This window comes from Methanogenium marinum, assembly GCF_028912405.1.
In the GTDB taxonomy this organism is placed as follows: Archaea; Halobacteriota; Methanomicrobia; order Methanomicrobiales; family Methanomicrobiaceae; genus Methanogenium; species Methanogenium marinum.
In genome coordinates, this window is the sequence record NZ_JAKELO010000002.1 from 1,584,846 (window position 1) to 1,604,109 (window position 19,264).

Below are 19,264 nucleotides of genomic sequence, written 5' to 3' on the forward strand. Positions count from 1 at the left end.
CGATCAAAAAAGTGAAATTAAGTGAATAAATTGTCTTTATTCTTAAATTGTGGAAATATTGGTGGGGCAGGATGAGATTCCTGTCACATCCCTGATTCGTTCTAATAATAATATGCGGTGGCGGGTGTTGCAGCCACGAGTGCTGCAAGGAAGAAGAATGAAAGAACTGTGAGGAGTATTGCTGGTAAAAATACTGCGATAAATGCCCGTGTGGTGGATATTTCGTGCAGTTCTTTTATTGCGAGAATCTCAAGAGCAAGTGTCCAGAATCCTGCGAGAAGGCCAATAAAGGGAATCCAACCGAAGATCAGGTTCGGAGTGAGGGAGTAGATGAAAGCCCGTATGGTGGTCGTAAGACCCTTTCTTCCGCCCGCTATCCAGACGAAGATATGAAGGATGATACTTCCGATGAAGAGTGCGATGACGCCGAATATGATGACGAATATGATGGATGCAATGACCATCCCGAGGGTGCCTAATGCGGCAAGACTGCCCACGCCGAGGGCTCCCATTCCAGCTTCAGCACCGGCCATTCCTCCTGCCATACCCATAAGCAGTCCGAGCATAATTCCGGTCAGTACCCCGTAGATTACAAGGAAGGTGATGAAATACTGCAGTGCATCCCCCAGACTTTCTTCTCTGTGTGCAATCAGTGTCTCTGTAGGATCAAGGAGGAATCCTTTCACTTTATTGATAAATCCGTTTGACATGGTAATGTTTCACCTGCTGATGCGTTTTCATTTGTGGGAGAAAAAGGTATTGTGGGGAACAATGTTGGTGATTTAACACTGTCAACCCAGTGCTGATCTGGCGTGTATACCCATCCTTTACCAATCGATCAGATCAAATCCGATATGTTATTGCTGAAAATGAAATAATATCCTGCTACTTGTTATGTCACTGTATGATACCCTCAGAGATTACTGGGGTTACTCCTCGTTTCTTCCTCAGCAGACTGAGGCAATATCAGCGATTTACCTGAAGCAGGATGTACTGCTGCTGAAAGCGACCGGAGGTGGCAAATCTCTCTGCTACCAGATCCTTCCGGTTCACGAGAAAAAACTGGGTATTGTAGTCTCCCCTTTAATCTCCCTTATGAAGGATCAGGTGGATGATCTCTGCCAGAAAGGCATCCGTGCAGTGACGTTAAACAGTGATTCAACTCCCGATGAGAAGAGGAGAACGGAAACTGCCATTCGGGAAGGCAAAATACACCTCTTATATGTCTCACCTGAACGATTTGTCAGCGAACGGTTTGTCCGTCTTCTGAAAAACATTCCCCTCTCCCTCATTGCCATCGATGAAGCGCACTGCATCTCCCGATGGGGCCATGATTTCCGCCCGGATTACCGAAAACTTCGGATGATAAAAAAGACCTGGCCGGATGTGCCGGTCATCGCGGTAACAGCCACTGCCACCCGTGAGGTAAAAGACGATATCGTGCGGCAACTGAATCTGAAAGACCCGTGTGTGCTTATTGGATCCTTCAACCGGACAAACCTGAATTATGAAATTCGTGAATCCGGAAATGCGAAAGGGGAAATAATTGCATTTCTGAACAATCATCGGGATGAGTCAGGAATCATCTACTGTTTTTCCCGGAAGAGTACAGAGGAACTGTCTCAATGCTTACGAGAAAATGGAATATCGTCTCTCCCGTATCATGCCGGTTTGAAGGACAATGTCCGGAGGAAAAACCAGGAATCATTCGTCCGTGATAAAACGCAGATTATCTGTGCGACGGTTGCCTTCGGGATGGGTATCAATAAACCTGATATCCGGTTTGTCATTCATTATGAACTGCCCAAAGACATTGAATCCTACTATCAGGAGACCGGACGGGCAGGGAGAGATGGTCTGCACAGCGAATGTATTTTATTTTATAATCGAGGAGACTCCGCAAAACAGATCTGGCTCATCGATAAGGGTGATTCTGACAAGGATTACAAGGAGGTGCAGAAGAAAAAGCTCTTTTCACTGACACGATTTTGTGAGTCTCCGGTATGCAGAAGACATGCCCTTCTGACCTATTTTGGAGAGGAATATGAACAGAAGAACTGTGAGATGTGCGACAATTGCCGGAAGGAAAATCCGAGAGTTGATGCGAAAGAATATGCATGGAAGGTTCTGGCCTGTGTCAGTGAACTGAACGGTCAACTTGGGCGGGGAAAGATCGTTCAGATTCTCTCCGGCTCATCTGCCAAAGAGATGGAATCCCTAAGATTTCGCAAATTGAAATCGTTTGGAACGGTTGTGGAGATATCTGAAAAACAGTTGGAGCAGTGGGTTGATGAACTTGTGTTCCAGGGGTATCTTACCCGCTCCGGCAGGAGGTATCCTGTCGTTTCACTCTCTAAAGAAGGGAAAACATATCTGAACGGGCAAACGGGTGCCCCGATATTCCTCAGCAAACCAAAGAAGACAGGAGGTAAATCTCATGGTGGAGAGAAGTGTAATCTTTCTGATGTCAGGTATAATCAGTCCCTGTTTTCATTGCTCCGTGTGCAGAGGGATGATATCGCACGGCGTGCAGGACTTCCCAAATATATGATCTTTACCGACCCGTCCTTAATTGAGATGGCAGCATATTATCCTCAGACAAAGGCCGATTTCCTGAATATAAAGGGTGTTGGTGTCGCGAAATGGAATTCTTATGGCGATATTTTCACCACCATCATCTCAAATTTCTGTATCGAGAATGGCATCACCGGCACGAATGACACCAGGTCTGGTGCAAAAAAGTGAGACCCCTCAGCTACGTCCTCACAAAATGGGTTTAATTATGTGGATGATACACCTTTTTCACCCCTTCTCTTTTCATCACGATGACATGCAACCGGTGCATGTCATCCCGATTCAGTTTTTTCAGCCTGATATGGTCCGGAACGCTGGCATGAACACAGGTCTTACTCACATTATGCAGCAGAAAAATGGTTATAGTGTGTTGAATATCATGGCGCTGAACACCAACGCAAAGATGAACATATAATAAAGTGCGACAAAGACTGCAACTGGGATGAATACGGCAAGAACTGCCTCTAACTTTGATACTCCATGGAATTCATGGAGGGCAAAAACCTGTATGGCCATTCCCCAGTAGGGAGTAAGGAATGCTCCGATGATGGTCCAGCCAATTAAGAGAGTCGGGACCATGGAGTAGCACGCCGCCCGCACTGTCTCCAGGTATCCGCCGGTTCCCTTAAAGAGGAGAATGAATATGTGGGTGACAGCAGCACTGATAAACAGAGAGATAATCCCTCCCACCAGAGACCCGAAAAATACTGCCGGGATGATGAAGAGAAGGGCAGCATTGGGTATCTCCAGTTCGGGCCCAAAGGCTATGAGACCAGCGGCAATAACGATTGTTATGAGGACAGAGAAGGCAAAGAGAAGTGTCAGGTAGAATACAAAGGCATCTTTGAATGATTCGTTCCGGTACTCGCCAAATCCCTGATCAAATGAGAAGAGACAAGTTCGGATGCGGTCACTGAACGATTGAGTCATGCCCTATCTTTGCACTGAATCCGTGAATAATATTTGGATGGAATGGAATTGTTCCCCTGCGAAACCTTCATCATCCTGTGTTTCATTAATGGGACGTATCGAACATGGAGGTGTTGTGAATGAATGTTCTCATAATCTATGCCCATCCCTATCCCGCATCACTGAATGCGGCATTGAAGGATCGGGCAGTTTCCGTTTTGCAGGATGCGGGCCATATGGTGAAGGTCTCAGATCTCTATGCAATGAAGTTCAAGGCAGTCCTTGACCAGAATGACTTTCTTAAACCCTGTAACAGGGATTATTTCTCAGTTCCGGGAGAACAGATGGCAGGGGTTAGAAACGGCACCCTGGCACCGGATATCCAGGCGGAGATGCACAAGGTCAAGTGGGCTGATCTCTTAATCTTCCAGTTTCCCATCTGGTGGAGTTCAACGCCCGCCATCCTGAAAGGCTGGATTGACCGTGTTTTAGCACAGGGTTTTGCAGTGAATCTGGCGGAGGGAAAACTCTACCAGGAAGGTCTGTTATCAGGAAAAAAGGCGCTGATATCAACGACAGCCGGGTCACCACCGGAATTCTACAGCGAAGGAGGGCCGCACGGTGACATTAATCATCACCTGATGAGTCTTTGGCACAATACCATCGAGTTCTGTGGAATGGAGGTTGTGCCGACGTTCTATGTATTTAATGTAGGTGTCATGGATGATCTGCAGGTCAATGCCGAGCTGGAACGGTATGAGGAGTATCTGCGGTTGCTGTGATGAACGGCCGTGTTTCATTCAAATCGGGTAGTTCGGGTAATCTTTCTTTTTTTTACTATTCTGTTGGTTGTTCATACTCTACAGGTATGAGATCCGTGTGCTCATACCGGATCTGAACATGACCGGATGGAAAGGTGGTGAGGCAGGTTGCTCACGGATGTATTCAGGTAACTGTTTGTCGGTACCGGCATCCACCTCAAAAAGAGTGTGTACTTTCTACAGCGCCATGCCGTCAGGTCTGTTTTTCCGGTTCTGACTGGAGTGCCTTTCGGGGGAGGAAGAGGGCAGCGATAAGCGCAATGCCAAGGGAGAACGTTATGACATCAAAGCAGTGAAGCATCCCGGCGCTGATAGCGGAGTCGGCGATTTCTGCCAGTTGTGCAAGGACCGTGTCCGGGACAATGAGGTCAGGGCTGCCGGTCTGCATTTTATTGACCCATCCCTGAAGCCCGGTTGTCAGTTGTTCGGCGGGGATCCCGCTGATCGTCGCCTGCTGTTCGACCTCATCTGCAATCCCGGTGTAGATAAAGATGAGCAGAATTACCCCGATGATGGCTGTCCCAAGGGAGGTGCCCAGCTGGCGAAGGGTGTTCAGAACCCCTGCGGCATCTGTGGAGTGCTCGTCCGGTACCGCAGAGAGGGTGAGGTTTGTCACCTGTGAGAGGATGATTCCGAGACCTATCCCGAATACGATGGATCCAGGGATGAATTCAGTGGAACCTGTTTCGATTCCAAAGATTCCCCTGAGCATGAATGACCCTGCCATCCCCAGGATGAGGCCTGTTATGAGGAGGTGTTTCGGGCTGATGAAGGTGGAAAGGCGGGCACCGCCTAAAGAGAAAATGAAGACTGCAATTGACATCGGGAGGAGGAGAATGCCTGTTTCAAATGCGCTGATGCCGGTTACCTGTTGGTAGAATACCGGGATGATGAAGAGGAATCCTGCGAAAGCGATGTTCTGGACGATGCCGATGGTGTTGCCAAGGACAAAGCTCCGGTTACGGAAGATACTGATATCGACAAGGGGGACACGACCCTTATTTTTACGCCGCTTCTGCCAGAGGAAGAAGATTCCCATGATAAGAAGGCCCCCCCCGATAAGGGTCGATATGTACTGCCAGAGCTCGTAGTTACGCATGAGAAGGATTCCCATCACAATGGCAAAGAGCCCGGAAAATGAGAGAAGGGTGCCGATGACGTCAAGGTCGTGCCATTTGAGAGTAGGGCGGGACTCTGTGAGGAGGTAAGATAAAATGAGGATAAGAATGACGATGACGAGCTCGATTCGGAAGGCCCAGCGCCAGCTGTAGAAGGTAGTTAGATATCCACCGAGGATGGGACCGAACGCAGCACCGGCGGCGCCGATGCCACCCCACATACCGAAAGAGAAGGCCAGATCCTTCCCGCTGTATGTGCTGGTCAGAAATGTGGTGGTTGCAGGCATCATCAGGATTGCACCCAACCCTTCGAAGATGGCCCAGCCAATGAGAAGACTGGTTGCGTTCCAGCTCATTGAGGCGGTGAATGTACCAATGCCATAGATGGCAACTCCAATAAGAAATGCCTTTTTGCGTCCGAGAACGTCCTGAAGTTTGCCACCAATGAGCATGAAAGATGCCATCACCAGAGCATAAATCGCGATTATTGCCTGAATAACAGGCACCGTCGTGTTCAGATCCTGAACAAGGGCTGTGATTGAAACATTCATAATGGTCGTATCGATGACCATGATGAAGACCGCCATGCAGATGACGATGAGTACCCCCCATTTGAAATTCCCCCCGGATTTCATACTGTCACTTCTGCTGTGTAGTAAATGTATTTCAATTTAAAAGTTTTGCAGACGGGAGGTTTTGAAGGAGGGCGGCGATTAATGCAGGGTCTGAGAAAGGAATCGTAATTTCCATACGTATTTCAAAATATGCTGAATTTTTTCGTAGTTTTTAAAAAATGCCCTGTTTTGTGTGAGATTCGTAGGAATGAAGTGCAGGAATTATATGAACATCTGGCGGATTCGATTGTTCTATTTGTCCCAAACCTCAGGAAAACAAACGGTCAAGGGTGGCAAGCACATCTTCTTTGACCTCTTCAGTTAGAAGGCCGAAGAGAAGGCGGTCATGGTACCCACCCCGAGCATGCCAGTATTTTCGCTGTCGCCCCTCAGGGACAAATCCTCCCTTCTCAAGCACCCTCGCCGAACCCTGATTTCCGGCGGCGGTATCGGCGTTCAGGCGGTAAGCACCTGCAATGCGGAAGGCAAACCATATCAGAAATGTGACCGCTTCAGACCCAATACCTTTGTTCCAGAAGGGGTCGTCTATCTGGTAACCGACGAGGTATGCTCCGGGTGAAAATTCATCTGCAATGAGGGCACACTGGCCGATGAAGGCTTTCGTTTTCCTGTTCCGGATGGTGAATACAAAGTTGGAGGGCAGTCTGTCTTCTGCCAGTGCAAGAGCGTTTTCATCCAAAAAGGGCAGGAAGTAGGCATGGGTGACTTCCGGCAGGTTCGGGCCAAAGAAGAGCCAGCGGCAGACGGTCTCCTTTGTGAGCATCTCAGATATGGGTGTGAGGTCTTCAAGTGTGACGTATGAGAACGTGAGGGAGGGCGAAGTCCAGGTGGTCTGCATCTGTTATTGGTGTTTGCAGGAATGGAAAAAAAGGTTTGGTAAATTTTGGTATTGTCTGTTTGCAAGGGAGGAGTTATTCCCTCCGACAACTCTCCAATGTGTGACGGTTCCTGTTTTGGGTTATTGTCCCACTATTTCATTAACTAATCAGATATTATGAAGAAATTCAATTAGAAAATTATAATGCCATATTTAATATATGCATTGTATGGATGAGAGTAAATGATAGATATTAATCCATTGATGAATTCAATTTATATAGTGTTTTGGGTCCTCATAATTATTATTCCAACTGCAAGAATCTATGAGGAATTTAATAATATTCCAATTGCAGGAGTATTCTCAATATTTTGGGGTTCCTTAATCACATTTATACCGCATTCACCATTTGCCTTTATTGTTGATGGTGCAATAAACATTATTGTTTTAAATTTGGCTTGGATTTTTATTGCTGCAATAGCGATTTTAGTATTGGCAGGATTATTTTGTTATTTTAATGGTGGAAATTCGATTTATCAGTTTGAAATTCTTAGTAAAAATGAGAAGCATCACTTTGCAAAGACTCCTTTCAAGGATTTAAATGGTAATAATAATGAATCGCTGTTTTCTAATGAAGGAGATGATGATGACTGGGATAATTTTAATGGAATTGTTGAAAAAATTCTTCAATTTAGATATAATAAAAACAGAAGAAGACAATTTAGTGACAATCGTGAATTAGAGGAGGATTATCATAATCAGTTGCATCAATGGCTTAAAAGTGTTTATCCAAATGCAATAAATGATATGGATCAAAGGGGCTCTTCACGGCCAGATATCGTCATTGGGGATATATGTATTGAAATTAAGGGTCCAACTCGAAAAAAAGAAGTTCGCGATATAGGTCAAAAATTAATAAGGTATCGGATACATTACGATCCTAGAATAATTGTTGTGCTTTTTTATCCAAAATTTGATTTGGAATCGCAATATTTCTGTGAATTTATTACAGGTATCAAACGTGAATTTTCAGATGTTGTGGTTATTGTTGAGAATCCAGAAGGAATTTTACAAATGGTTGGTAAGGAATGAACCGATTGATTTATATGTTGGGATTTCTTTTTTTATCATATGGCTTCAAGAGAACCAAAAACTCTTAGAGGAGTTATGAGGAAGGGTGAAACAGGTGATGGTAGAAAAAAAACCCATTTGGAGAAACTAATGAGGGGGGAGATTGATCCTTTAACTGGAAAAGCTGTAAGGAAAAGATAATATAGTTTTTAATTTGTCTCATTCTCCATTCAATTTCATCTCTTTTCGCTTCCTTCTCTCCTCTTTTCTCACTTTCTGGCCCCACTTCACGGCAATCAAGCCAGATACCAACGTCTGGACAATTGCATAGACAATGATTATTAGAAATGCCTCTCCATGGCCCGCAAGAGCACTTGCTCCAACGAGGAGGGATATGCCGAGATTTCTGTTGGCAGAACTGGTGGCTAGCATCTGCCGGTTGGATTTATCCGGGCCACCAAGGAGATAGCCTCCCAGCATCGAGAATGCGACCAAAATGAGGACTGCCAGTGTGGCATTGATACCGACGGAATAAAATGAATCAACGAACCTGACCTCTCCTGTCACCTGTACCCAGATAAACAGAATGCCGAATATGACAATTGTGAGATTCGCGAATAAAAACACATTTTTTCGTATTCGGTCGGCGAAATTCCGGCACCGGGAGGTGATTGCCATCCCTGCGACCATAGGCAGAAAAATAAGGATAACAAGAGTTGTCATAACCGAATAAAAGTCAATTTGCTCTGTGATGGCACCCGGAAGGATGAGGGTAAGAGTGACAGGTGTGGTAAATATTGCTAACACACTCAGAAAGAACATGATGCTGATTGCAAGTGATATACTGCTCTTCGAAAACTCCGCAAGTTTTGGCCCAATCGTTGAACCCGGTGCACAGGCAACAATAAGAAGGCCTGCAGCGACATTTATGTCCATTGGGAGAAGCCGTACAACTGCGATGCCTGCGAGAGGGATGAGGATGAGGTTGATAAAAAGGGCAATCCCCATCAGCCGGCGGTGATGCTGAAGGGGTTCAACGATTTTTCGCATCGTAAGGCTAAGGCCCATAGAAAACATCGTCGCCACTAAAAAGAGATAAATGGAGAGTTCAAGCGGCAGTGTCAGGCCAATGGCGGGAAGCATCTGCACAGAGATGGTCTCTCATCCCTATAATTTCTACTGTTTACCCGTTCGTCTGAAAATCTGGGGAATTGGACTTTAAGGGAGAAATACGAGTGTAATTTCTATGGTGGTATGCATTTATAGCCGTAGATAGTAAATAGAATACTATGGAAAAGCAATACGGTATGTATCTGGCATACTTCTTCCAGATCCTCATTGGTCTGAACTGTATCTATGCCTTCTTTATCGGCAATATGGCGGGGTTCTTCTCGGCACTCATCATGTTTGCCGTAACCCTGATTCCCTTCTTCATCGCCCATCGGATGAACATTCAATTTCCCTGGTTCGTCTTCTTCCTGATTGCCCTCGCCCTGTGGTTCCATACGGCCGGCTATATTCAGGGCTATTATGAGATGTTCTACCCATATTATGACAAGATTGCCCATTTGGTATCCGGCACCACGGTCGCCCTTATTGGCTTTATGGGTGTTATCTTCCTTGACCGCTACTGGAACATGAATCTCACGGCCCCTTTCATCGTTGGGTTTACCATTATGTTTGGGGTAGCACTCGGTGCATTCTGGGAGATATACGAGTTTTTGGTGGACACATTTTTCGGTGGATCCCTTGCCGGGCCGATGCAGAACGGCCTGAATGACACCATGCTTGATATGATGTTTGTCCTTGCAGGCTCCGTCATTGTTGCCATTATGGGTGTTTTTTACTTCCGTCACCACCGCAAAGAGGACATCGTGGGGTCAATGAACGGAGATGAACTCCTTAGTTCACTGAAGAACGGGGACGTCAAAGAAGAATGAAGTCTGTTCTCTGCTATGACACGATACAATAATCTTTTTTTCTGTTCGATTTCAAAAAATGAGGTCTTACAAAGAATCCTTTTTTCTCCGTGCAGTGGTGCACACCCCGGGTAATTGCGGATTTGCTACGCGGCTGTGAAACATCCGGAGACCGTTTCCCTGTATAGTCGAATAAGCAGGAAACTGTTCTCCTCATGTCCGATAAGGGAACCATGCAACCAATTCTTCCGATTCGAATATTATATCCGTGATTTCATTTTTTTCATCACATGGCTGGAAATGGACCCAAAAACCTTAGGGGAATTTTGGGGAAGGGTGAAACCGGTGATGGAAGGAAAAACCCATTTGGAGAAACGTATGGGAGGGAAGATTGATCCTTTACCCGGCTTGTATGAAATATCTGTGGAATTGGACGTTAAACGAAGAAGGAATGACAAATTTATTTTGACGGAATGAATTTATGGTCGTTGGTAGTAATAGGCGGTTATGGACACGCCGTATGGTATGTATCTGGCATACTTCTTTCAGGTCCTCATTGGTCTGAACTGTGTCTATGCCTTTTTCATGGGGAATATCAGCGGGTTTCTCAATGCACTCATCATGTTTATCGGGACCATGATTCCTTTCATCATCGTTCATCGAATGCATATTCACTTTCCATGGTTTGTCTTTTTCCTGATTGCCCTTTCTCTCTGGTTCCATAATGCCGGCTATGTCCAGGGTTATTATAATCTGTTTTACCCGTATTATGACAAGATTGCCCATCTGGTCTCCGGCATCACCGTTGCCTTGCTCGGCTTTTTAGGTGTCATCTTCCTTGACCGCTACTGGAATATGAACCTCACTCCCCCGTTCATTGTCGGGTTTATGATCATGTTTGGGGTTGCCTTTGGATCATTCTGGGAAATGTTTGAGTTTCTGATGGACACCTTCTTTGGCGGGTCCCTTGGTGGTCTGATGCAGAATGGTCTGAATGACACAATGCTTGACATGATGTTTGTCCTTGCAGGCTCTGTCATTGTTGCCATTCTGGGTGTTTTTTACTTCCGTCACCACCAGAAAACCGATGTCGTTGGATCACTGAATGCAAATGAAGTCATTGAATCACTGAACGGGAATACCAAAGAAGAGTGATTGGTTCGCACCATGATCCAAATATAATATTTTCTGTTTTCACTTTCAATGGATCGGTTTAAATGAATTAGTTTTACTGATTTTTGTCAGACCCGACTCTCTTTTTGGCATCTGTGCTGGTATGAATCTTTCCGAAACGGTATTTCGTGCCGTGCTGTTTTAGGAATTTTGAGAAAGGAAAAACCAGTGTCACATACCGGGTAAAACCAAAAAAATGAATGGGCCTGATGCGATTCGAACGCATGACCGTCCGGTTATGAGCCGGACGCTCCACCACTAAGCTACAGGCCCCAAATTAAATGTGCATATTCTCTATGTCATGAATGGGTAAAAATGTATTGAGAATTTTTGTCATTTTGGTACTGGATTTGGTTGGTTTATGCTTCCATTCTTCTCTTTTGTCTGGTGGGTTTCACATCAATGCAGGTGTGAAAACCTAAAAAACAGAACCGAAAGATCCGGATATTGTCTTTTTCCTCGCTATCAGACGCTGGTTCCGACAATGTGGTTGATGGTATGTTCACAGATATCTGCCGAGTAATCTCCCATTCTTCTGAGTGAATCTGCGATATAGACAAAATGAATGGCATTTATGGCATCAAACGAGAGCGCCATCTGACTTACCTCCCGGCAGCGTTCCTCAAGTTTTTTCGTCTGGCCGATGGTTGCGTTTGCTTTCTCAAGGTCACCGGAATGGAATGCCTCCATTGTAGCCCGGAAGATTGCCATAGCATTATGTTCTGCACGCTGGATGGCTTCATTAATACCACTTTCATTTGTAAATTCCGTGAGTTCAATAGCATTTCGTGCTATTTTGGTTGCATGGTCTGCAATCCGTTCAATTATTTTTGCGATCTGAATGTAGACGGATGCAGTTTCAACCGGTATGTCCATTCGCCGGGAGAGATTCACGTCAGAAAAAATCAGATTCACCTGACGGGCCACCAGCCACTGGAGGCGGTCTACATCCCCGTCCCGTTCAATGACTGAACTGGCAAGGGTTTGATCCCGGTCTTTCAGAGCAGTGATTGCGTCCTCACTCATCTTGGTTGCGATAATGGCCATTCTGCGCAGGCTGTTTTCAATTGGCATCTCTGTTGGGTTGAGGAGATCTTTTACGGTAATTTCTGTATCTGTCTCCTCCACAATCTCCTGCCCGATGGACATTGCCGTGAAATTCCGCACCTGTTCAATAATATCTGCGGGCAGACGGTGTTGGGAACGGACCATAATTTCAGTGTACCCTGAGATATATGCGCCCACCAGTTCGCGGAGAATGAGCGTCTGGTCAGTCCCTGCATCAGCAGTAAATACCTTTTTTCTCTGTACCTGCACACCGGTGGTATTTGGTGTCACAAGCAGTGTGCCGTCATTCTGAATAATCAGGCCCAACGGGTCATTTTTCTGAATGTTGGTTGCATCAACCCATTTTTTTGGAAGAGAAACAATAAACGAGGACCCGCCACTCCGTTGAACCTTACGGATATCCATATCTGCCATTGCATCTGTATTTGGCTGTATTAGATATATTGTTTTTCTCGATTGGATATATTTAGTATTTTTTGTATATTCGGGTAATTACTTGAATATTCTTTATATGTTGAATGTCGGTCAAAACTATATATGCTCTTTTACCTTTTAGGTGTGGAGGAAACCCATCATGAATATGCGTTCGAAATCATCTATTGCATTTGCACTGGCAGCAATTCTGCTTCTAACAGCGTTTGTCTGCGGATGTACTGACTCCGGTCCTGCCCCGACAGAGACTAAGACTATCTCTGTGACCGGTTCAACAACCGTTCTTCCGATTGCACAACTTGCGGCTGAAGCATACATGGACACACACCCCGAGGCTGACATTCAGGTCTCCGGCGGTGGTTCATCCGTTGGTGTGAAAGCTGTTGGAGCAGGCACGGCAGACATTGGTATGGCATCACGTGACCTGAAATCTTCAGAATCTGAGGCGTACCCTGAACTGGTTCAGCATGTCGTTGCAAAGGATGCCATCGCAATCATCGTCAACCCGTCTAACACGGTTTCTGATCTCAGCGTTGCACAAATAAAGTCCATCTATCTTGGAGATTCCACTAACTGGAAAGATGTTGGGGGCCCCGATGAGACAATCGTCGTTGTCGGCCGTGACAGTGCCTCAGGAACCCGGGAATACTTCCATGAAGCGGTAATGGACGAGGAAGACTTCACCATGGGGCAGCTTGAGAAGAACTCGAATGGTGCTGTCCGCCAGACCGTTGCACAGACCCCCGGCGCAATCGGCTACGTGGGACTTGGCTACATTGATGCAACCGTGAAGGCAGTTCCTGTCAATATTGGTAGCACCAACGTCGATGCAAGCGTTGAAACTGTCATATCAGGTGTTTACCCCATCGCACGTGGCCTCAACATGTTCACAATGGGTGAAGCTGAAGGTCTTTCTGCAGATTACCTTGCATTCATCATGAGCTCTGAAGTTCAGGCACTTGTCCTCAAAGAAGGCTTTGTTCCGGTAGTCTGAATAAACCTGGCACCCTTCCCAGTCATTTTTTTGGTGTATTATGGAAAACGAACACGTGGTAAACGATACTCCTGCAGTATCAGCTGAGCTCTTCTCAGGCCGCAGTTCATACCTGAAAGAACGCTTCATCCGTTCTGTCTGGTTTATGACAGCAGTCTTCGGTGTGCTCACCGTATTCTTTATTCTGGCATTTCTGGTCATTGATGGTATTCCGATATTTGCAACGGTTTCCCCCGTGGAGTTTCTCTTTGGCACGACCTGGAATCCGACCGGCGCGATACCGGCATATGGGACTCTTCCGTTGTGGATTGGAACCGTTCTTGTGACCATCGGTGCAATGGTCATCGCAGCCCCTCTGGGAATAGCATGTGCGATTGTCATCGCAGAACTGGCCTCACCTCGTTTAAAGGCAGTATTCAAGCCTGCAACTGAGCTTCTGGCTGGTATCCCGTCTGTTGTGTATGGTTTTTTCGGCCTGATTGTCCTCACCGATTTCATCCGGGTGAACTTTGACATCCCTACCGGTGAGACATGGCTTGCAGGTTCAGTCCTTCTGGGGATTATGGCCCTCCCAACGATCATCAGTGTCTCGGAGGATGCCATCTCAGCAGTTCCGAAAGAGTATCGCGAAGGTTCTCTTGCGTTAGGAACCACCCGCTGGCAGACCATCTCACAGGTGATTGTCCCCTCTGCTCTTTCCGGCATCACCGCAGCACTCATCCTCGGAATCGGTCGTGCGGTCGGTGAGACGATGGCTGTTTTAATGGTGACCGGCAATGCAGCCATCATTCCTGACCCCATCTATAATGTTCTCTCTCCCATACGCACCCTCACCGGCACACTGGGAATAGAAATGGGAGAGACTGCCATCGGCAGTGCCCATTATCATGCCCTCTTTGGTGTTGCCCTGCTCCTCCTTCTCATTACCCTCGCAGTCAATCTCTCGGCAACGGTAATCCTTGGGCACATTCATGCAAAACAGACCGGGTCAGGCAAAGGCCCAGGCAGATTGTCTGCACTCCTCGCCCGTTATCAGCAAAACCTGAAAATTGCAGCGGTGGCCTTTATCCTTCTTTTGGTGGCTTTTTTTGTATCGCCACTGGTGGCGTTGGTCTTCGCTCTTATCGGTGCTGCATTGTGGTATATTCCATCACATATTCAGCCGCGGCACCAGCAGAATATAGCGTTTTCTCTGCTGTATGTGGCTATCGCTGTGGTGCTTGCAGCGCTTGCCATCATTCTCGGGTATATTGTGATAAACGGTCTGCCTGCAATAAACTGGGAATTTTTAACCACCGCACCACGTGCACTCGGGCGTGAGGGCGGTATCTTCCCCGCGATCATCGGTACACTCTACCTGGTAACGGGTGCAATCGCAATTGCGCTCCCTATTGGGGTTGGTGCGGCCATCTATCTCATCGAGTACACCCGGGAAAATATCCTCACGAAATTAATCCGGACCGGAGTGGACCTCCTGAATGGTACTCCTTCCATTGTATTCGGTCTGTTCGGGTTCTCGTTTCTGGTGTTATACCTGAACTTAGGTATCAGCCTTATTGCGGGACAAATCACCCTCGCCCTGATGGTTCTTCCGACAGTAATCCGGACGACCGAAGAAGCGCTCAGGAGCGTCCCCACATCCTTCCGGGAAGGCAGTCTTGCCTTGGGCGCCACCCAGTGGCAGACCATCTCGCGGGTGGTCATTCCGCCCGCGATACCTGGCATTATCACTGGTGCCATTCTTTCAATCGGGCGTGCCGCAGGTGAAACAGCACCTATCATGTTCACCGCAGTTGTCTTCTCATCACGCTACCTTCCGTCGTCACTATCTGATCCGGTGATGGCTCTTCCCTATCATCTCTACATCCTTGCGACCAATGTGCCGGGTGCAGAGACCAATCAGTATGGCACTGCACTGGTGCTCATAACAATGGTGGTAGGCATTTATCTCGTTGCAATCGCAGTCAGAACACATTATCAGAAAAGTATCCGGTGGTAAACAATGGACACCTCAGCAGTAATTGAAACACAGGGAGTCAATCTCTGGTATGGAGACAATCAGGCATTAACCAATGTCACAATCAGTTTCCCGGAAAAGACAATCACATCCCTTATCGGACCCTCAGGATGTGGTAAATCCACTCTTCTGCGGTGTTTAAACCGCATGAATGACCTTATCCCCTCCTGTAGAATAGAAGGGGGAATATCCTATCACGGAACGGATCTGTATGGCCCGGCAATCGACCCGGTGCATCTCAGAAAACAGGTTGGCATGGTATTCCAGCGCCCGAATCCGTTTCCCAAGTCCATCTATGACAATATCACCTATGGCCCGCGGATGCATGGCATCCGTGACAGGAAAACCCTTGAACAAATTGTCGAAGAGAGTCTCAGGAAAGCCGCTCTCTGGGACGAGGTCAAAGATCGCCTCAGTGCATCTGCAATGGGCCTTTCCGGTGGACAGCAACAGCGTCTCTGTATAGCTCGTACCCTCGCGGTGAATCCGGATGTTATCTTAATGGATGAGCCCTGTTCTGCATTGGACCCGATCGCGACAGCAAAGATTGAATCTCTCATGGAGGAGCTAAAAAGCCAATATACCGTAATCATTGTAACACATTCCATGCAGCAGGCGGCACGGGTGAGTGATTATACCGGGTTCATGTACATGGGAGAGCTCATTGAGACCGGGGAGACTGCAAAAATCTTTGAGAATCCGGAGAAGGAACTGACAAATAACTACATTACCGGGAGGTTTGGATAATATGACTTTTGAGGCGTTTCACGCGGAACTGGATTCAATACAGGCACGCATTCTGACAATGGCAGAGCATTCGCTGGGCATGCTCACCGATGGGATGACATGCCTGAAAACAACGGACATCGTGCTTGGAAATGATATCATGGATAGAAAAAATATCCTGTCTGAAATGCATGAGGAGATAGAAGAGCGGATTATGCGGGTATTTACGCTCTATCATCCTGTGGCAGATGACCTCAGGAGGATTGTCTGTTATAATGTGATGAACTATTCTCTGTACCGTATCGGGAGAATGGGCAAGGACATTGCAAAGAATGTGCTCGAAGACCTGAATGACGGCCTGAATGTATCGATACAAAGTCTCTGGGTGATGTCTGATATGGTTGTGGGCATGCTTGAGGATATCATCAGGGCATTTCGTATATCCACCGTGATGGACCTTGATTCACTGGGGCGGCGGGATGATAAGGTTGATGCGATGAGGACCGGTATATTCCGTGAATGCCTTACCTATATGATGGAAGACCCCCGTAATATTCACCGTGGTATTATGTGTATTACCGTCTCACGCCATCTGGAACGATGCGGAGACTATGCCTGTATTATGGCAGAGAAAATATACTTCATGGTGGAAGGCGCCCGTGTTGAGATCCGGTAACGGTTGGAGGTAATATGGAAGAGAGAGCAATATCTGATGGTACTGAAAACAACAGCCATCGGCTCTTTTTCAACCGTGAACTCTCGTGGGTGGAGTTCAACCGGCGGGTGCTCGAAGAGGCGTGGGACAACCGCCACCCTCTTCTTGAACGGGTTAAATTTCTCTCCATATTTTCCAGTAATTTTGATGAATTTGTGATGATTCGGGTTGCCGGCCTGAGACGTCAGACGCGGGGTGGTGTACTGGAAGCACCGCCGGACGGCATGACTCCATCTGAACAACTTGCCGCCATCCGTACATCCACCGGTGCCCTGATGGACGAGGCACACGCCTGCTGGACTGATGATCTCCTGCCAGGGCTTAATCAGGAAGGTATCTTTATCAGGAGCTGTGATGACCTCCGTCCGGAAGAAGCGGCTGTCCTTTCGACTATCTTTGAAGAGCAGATATTTCCCGTTCTGACACCGATGGCACTGGATGCCGGTCATCCCTTTCCACGGATATCAAATCTCAGTCTCAATCTGGCTGTCGTCCTGCACCGGGATGGTGAAAACCATATTTTCTCCCGCGTCAAAGTTCCGGTAGAGACGCTCTCCCGCCTGATCCGTATCCCACCCGGTGCAGTGGCCGACTCTGGCAATCCCGATGCCGGAAAGGAATATCATTTTGTTTTCTTAGAAGACCTCATCGCAGCGAACATCAGGCTGCTCTTTCCGGAAGAAGATGCTATCACTACGTATCCTTTCTCTGTGACACGTGACGCTGATTTTGAGATTGAAGTAGATGAAGCATCTGACCTCCTGACTGCGATTGAACGCAATGTCGTCAACCGTCGGGTGGGGCGTGTTGTTCGTCTGGAAATGCGTGAATCAACTCCGTCCTGGGTGCGGACTGTCCTTGCATCCCATATGAACGTTCCCTCGGAAGACCTGTATTCCCTCTGCGATCCGCTGAGGGCGTCTGACCTTTCAGAGCTCTGTTCAATTGACCGTCCTGACCTGAAGGACAAGCCATTCATGCCGTCGGTGCCGTCTTTCTTTGAGGACGGGGCCGATATGTTTCAGGTTATTCGGTCCCGTGATGTCATGCTCTGTCATCCGTATGAGAGTTTTACTCCCGTCATCACCTTTCTCCGGCAGGCAGCGGCAGACCCGGATGTGCTTGCAATCAAACTGACGCTCTACCGGATTGGAGAGGACTCTCCTATCATTGATACGCTGATCGATGCCCGCAATGCCGGAAAACAGGTTTCTGTTGTCGTTGAACTGAAGGCGAGGTTTGACGAGAAGAATAACATCATCTGGGCACGGGCACTGGAAGAAGCGGGTGTGCATGTGGTTTATGGCATTGTCGGCCTGAAGGTTCATGTGAAGATGTGCATGATAGTCCGGCGTGAGAAGGGGAAGATACGGACGTATGTGCACCTTGGAAGTGGAAATTACAATAGTGCGACCGCCCGCATCTACACCGATATCGGGTATTTCACATCCGATCCTGATATCGCATCAGATGTACGGGATCTCTTCAATGCACTTACCGGACCACCGGGAATTCGTCAGTATCGAAGCCTTCTGGTATCATTCGGAAAAAATTCCACCATGAAAGAGGCAATTATTGACCTGATTGATGAGGAGATTGCCTGTCATGAAATGAGTGGGAATGGACATATCATCATTAAGATTAACCAGTTGTCTGACCCCGACTGTATCTCTGCACTGTACCGTGCCTCTGCAGCCGGTGTGAAGGTCACTCTTCAGGTGAGGGGCTTATGCAGTCTGGTTCCCGGTGTCCCCGGTGTTTCTGAGAATATTATGAATTCCTCCATCGTTGGGAGGTTTTTGGAACATTCCCGAATATACTATTTCCATCAGGGTGGTAAGGATATTGTTCTCTCGGGGAGTGCGGATCTCATGCCCCGGAACCTGGAACGTCGTGTGGAGGTGCTTTATCCGGTTACCCGTCCGGAGATGAAAGACCGTTTTCTCTCCATTCTCCGTGTTCATTGTTCAGACACTGAGAATGCCCGGATGCAGGGTACAGACGGTTTGTATGTCAGGATGAAATCAGAGAAGAATTCGCCGTGTGATGCACAGCAGTGGATGGTTGATCATCGTGGTGAATGGAATGTCTCCGGGTAATGTGTAACGGTTTAGGGCAGGTGAATTTCAAAATCATTATGATTTTGCATTATGGGTCTTAAATCTCTATTTTAACAGTAAATTTGGATAGAATTTAGTAAACTAAATATACGTCCTTAATTTCAGGAATTATTTATGATAACAGGTTGCCTTTCCGAACAGAACGTTTATGGTAT

General features: G+C 47.1%; 17 protein-coding genes and 1 tRNA gene. 11 read left to right on the forward strand and 7 right to left on the reverse strand.

The features are described from left to right. Positions 1 to 101: 101 nt before the first annotated feature. Positions 102 to 710 (reverse strand): YIP1 family protein, encoded by a 609-nt coding sequence (locus tag L0665_RS07960; protein ID WP_274925158.1) that lies wholly within the window; start codon positions 708 to 710, stop codon positions 102 to 104. A 184-nt stretch (positions 711 to 894) separates the two neighbouring features. Here L0665_RS07960 and recQ point away from each other — a divergent pair, with 184 nt between their 5' ends. Beyond that, positions 895 to 2,745 (forward strand): DNA helicase RecQ, encoded by a 1,851-nt coding sequence (gene recQ, locus L0665_RS07965; protein ID WP_274925159.1) that lies wholly within the window; start codon positions 895 to 897, stop codon positions 2,743 to 2,745. Positions 2,746 to 2,934: 189 nt separating this feature from the next. Here recQ and L0665_RS07970 read toward each other — a convergent pair whose 3' ends face one another. After that, a complete protein-coding gene (locus L0665_RS07970; protein WP_274925160.1) occupies positions 2,935 to 3,504 on the reverse strand; it encodes a Yip1 family protein in 570 nt (189 codons plus the stop codon). 119 nt (positions 3,505 to 3,623) lie between these two features. On the opposite strand from L0665_RS07970, the gene L0665_RS07975 reads away from it, so the two are divergent. Next, positions 3,624 to 4,265 (forward strand): NAD(P)H-dependent oxidoreductase, encoded by a 642-nt coding sequence (locus L0665_RS07975; protein WP_274925161.1) that lies wholly within the window; start codon positions 3,624 to 3,626, stop codon positions 4,263 to 4,265. Positions 4,266 to 4,497: 232 nt separating this feature from the next. On the opposite strand, the gene L0665_RS07980 is transcribed toward L0665_RS07975, so the two are convergent. Next, positions 4,498 to 6,057, reverse strand: a complete 1,560-nt coding sequence (locus L0665_RS07980; RefSeq protein ID WP_274925162.1) for an MFS transporter — start codon at positions 6,055 to 6,057, stop codon at positions 4,498 to 4,500. 247 nt (positions 6,058 to 6,304) lie between these two features. Then, positions 6,305 to 6,895, reverse strand: coding sequence for a GNAT family N-acetyltransferase (locus L0665_RS07985; protein WP_274925163.1), 591 nt, complete (start codon positions 6,893 to 6,895; stop codon positions 6,305 to 6,307). A gap of 222 nt (positions 6,896 to 7,117) precedes the next feature. On the opposite strand from L0665_RS07985, the gene L0665_RS07990 reads away from it, so the two are divergent. Together L0665_RS07990 and L0665_RS07995 are read left to right on the forward strand one after the other, a co-directional pair. Beyond that, complete coding sequence (locus tag L0665_RS07990) at positions 7,118 to 7,966, forward strand: hypothetical protein (protein WP_274925164.1); 849 nt, start codon at positions 7,118 to 7,120, stop codon at positions 7,964 to 7,966. Positions 7,967 to 8,005: 39 nt separating this feature from the next. Further along, positions 8,006 to 8,146, forward strand: coding sequence for a hypothetical protein (locus tag L0665_RS07995; RefSeq protein ID WP_274925165.1), 141 nt, complete (start codon positions 8,006 to 8,008; stop codon positions 8,144 to 8,146). Positions 8,147 to 8,164: 18 nt separating this feature from the next. Here the strand turns inward: L0665_RS07995 and L0665_RS08000 are convergent, their stop codons facing one another. Beyond that, entirely contained in the window at positions 8,165 to 9,088 is a 924-nt protein-coding gene (locus tag L0665_RS08000) for a bile acid:sodium symporter family protein (protein ID WP_274925738.1), read from the reverse strand. A gap of 146 nt (positions 9,089 to 9,234) precedes the next feature. Here L0665_RS08000 and L0665_RS08005 point away from each other — a divergent pair, with 146 nt between their 5' ends. Both L0665_RS08005 and L0665_RS08010 read left to right on the forward strand, forming a co-directional pair. Further along, positions 9,235 to 9,885, forward strand: a complete 651-nt coding sequence (locus tag L0665_RS08005; RefSeq protein WP_274925166.1) for a DUF2238 domain-containing protein — start codon at positions 9,235 to 9,237, stop codon at positions 9,883 to 9,885. A gap of 486 nt (positions 9,886 to 10,371) precedes the next feature. Then, positions 10,372 to 11,019, forward strand: a complete 648-nt coding sequence (locus tag L0665_RS08010) for a DUF2238 domain-containing protein (RefSeq protein WP_274925167.1) — start codon at positions 10,372 to 10,374, stop codon at positions 11,017 to 11,019. A gap of 219 nt (positions 11,020 to 11,238) precedes the next feature. Here the strand turns inward: L0665_RS08010 and L0665_RS08015 are convergent. Beyond that, positions 11,239 to 11,310: transfer RNA gene (locus tag L0665_RS08015), tRNA-Ile, on the reverse strand. Positions 11,311 to 11,502: 192 nt separating this feature from the next. Next, positions 11,503 to 12,519: a phosphate uptake regulator PhoU gene (locus L0665_RS08020; protein ID WP_274925168.1), complete on the reverse strand. Its 1,017-nt coding sequence runs from the start codon at positions 12,517 to 12,519 to the stop codon at positions 11,503 to 11,505. A gap of 166 nt (positions 12,520 to 12,685) precedes the next feature. On the opposite strand from L0665_RS08020, the gene L0665_RS08025 reads away from it, so the two are divergent. The 5 genes from L0665_RS08025 to ppk1 all read left to right on the forward strand — a co-directional run bounded on the left by L0665_RS08025 (position 12,686) and on the right by ppk1 (position 19,088). Continuing rightward, positions 12,686 to 13,531 (forward strand): phosphate ABC transporter substrate-binding protein, encoded by an 846-nt coding sequence (locus tag L0665_RS08025; RefSeq protein WP_338036428.1) that lies wholly within the window; start codon positions 12,686 to 12,688, stop codon positions 13,529 to 13,531. Between the two features lie 145 nt (positions 13,532 to 13,676). After that, complete coding sequence (gene pstA, locus L0665_RS08030; protein WP_420847049.1) at positions 13,677 to 15,530, forward strand: phosphate ABC transporter permease PstA; 1,854 nt, start codon at positions 13,677 to 13,679, stop codon at positions 15,528 to 15,530. 3 nt (positions 15,531 to 15,533) lie between these two features. After that, a complete protein-coding gene (gene pstB, locus L0665_RS08035) occupies positions 15,534 to 16,295 on the forward strand; it encodes a phosphate ABC transporter ATP-binding protein PstB (RefSeq protein ID WP_274925171.1) in 762 nt (253 codons plus the stop codon). A gap of 1 nt (position 16,296) precedes the next feature. Continuing rightward, positions 16,297 to 16,950, forward strand: coding sequence for a phosphate signaling complex protein PhoU (gene phoU / locus L0665_RS08040; RefSeq protein ID WP_274925172.1), 654 nt, complete (start codon positions 16,297 to 16,299; stop codon positions 16,948 to 16,950). Positions 16,951 to 16,964: 14 nt separating this feature from the next. Next, positions 16,965 to 19,088 (forward strand): polyphosphate kinase 1, encoded by a 2,124-nt coding sequence (gene ppk1, locus L0665_RS08045; RefSeq protein WP_274925173.1) that lies wholly within the window; start codon positions 16,965 to 16,967, stop codon positions 19,086 to 19,088. The last annotated feature ends 176 nt before the right edge of the window (positions 19,089 to 19,264 follow it).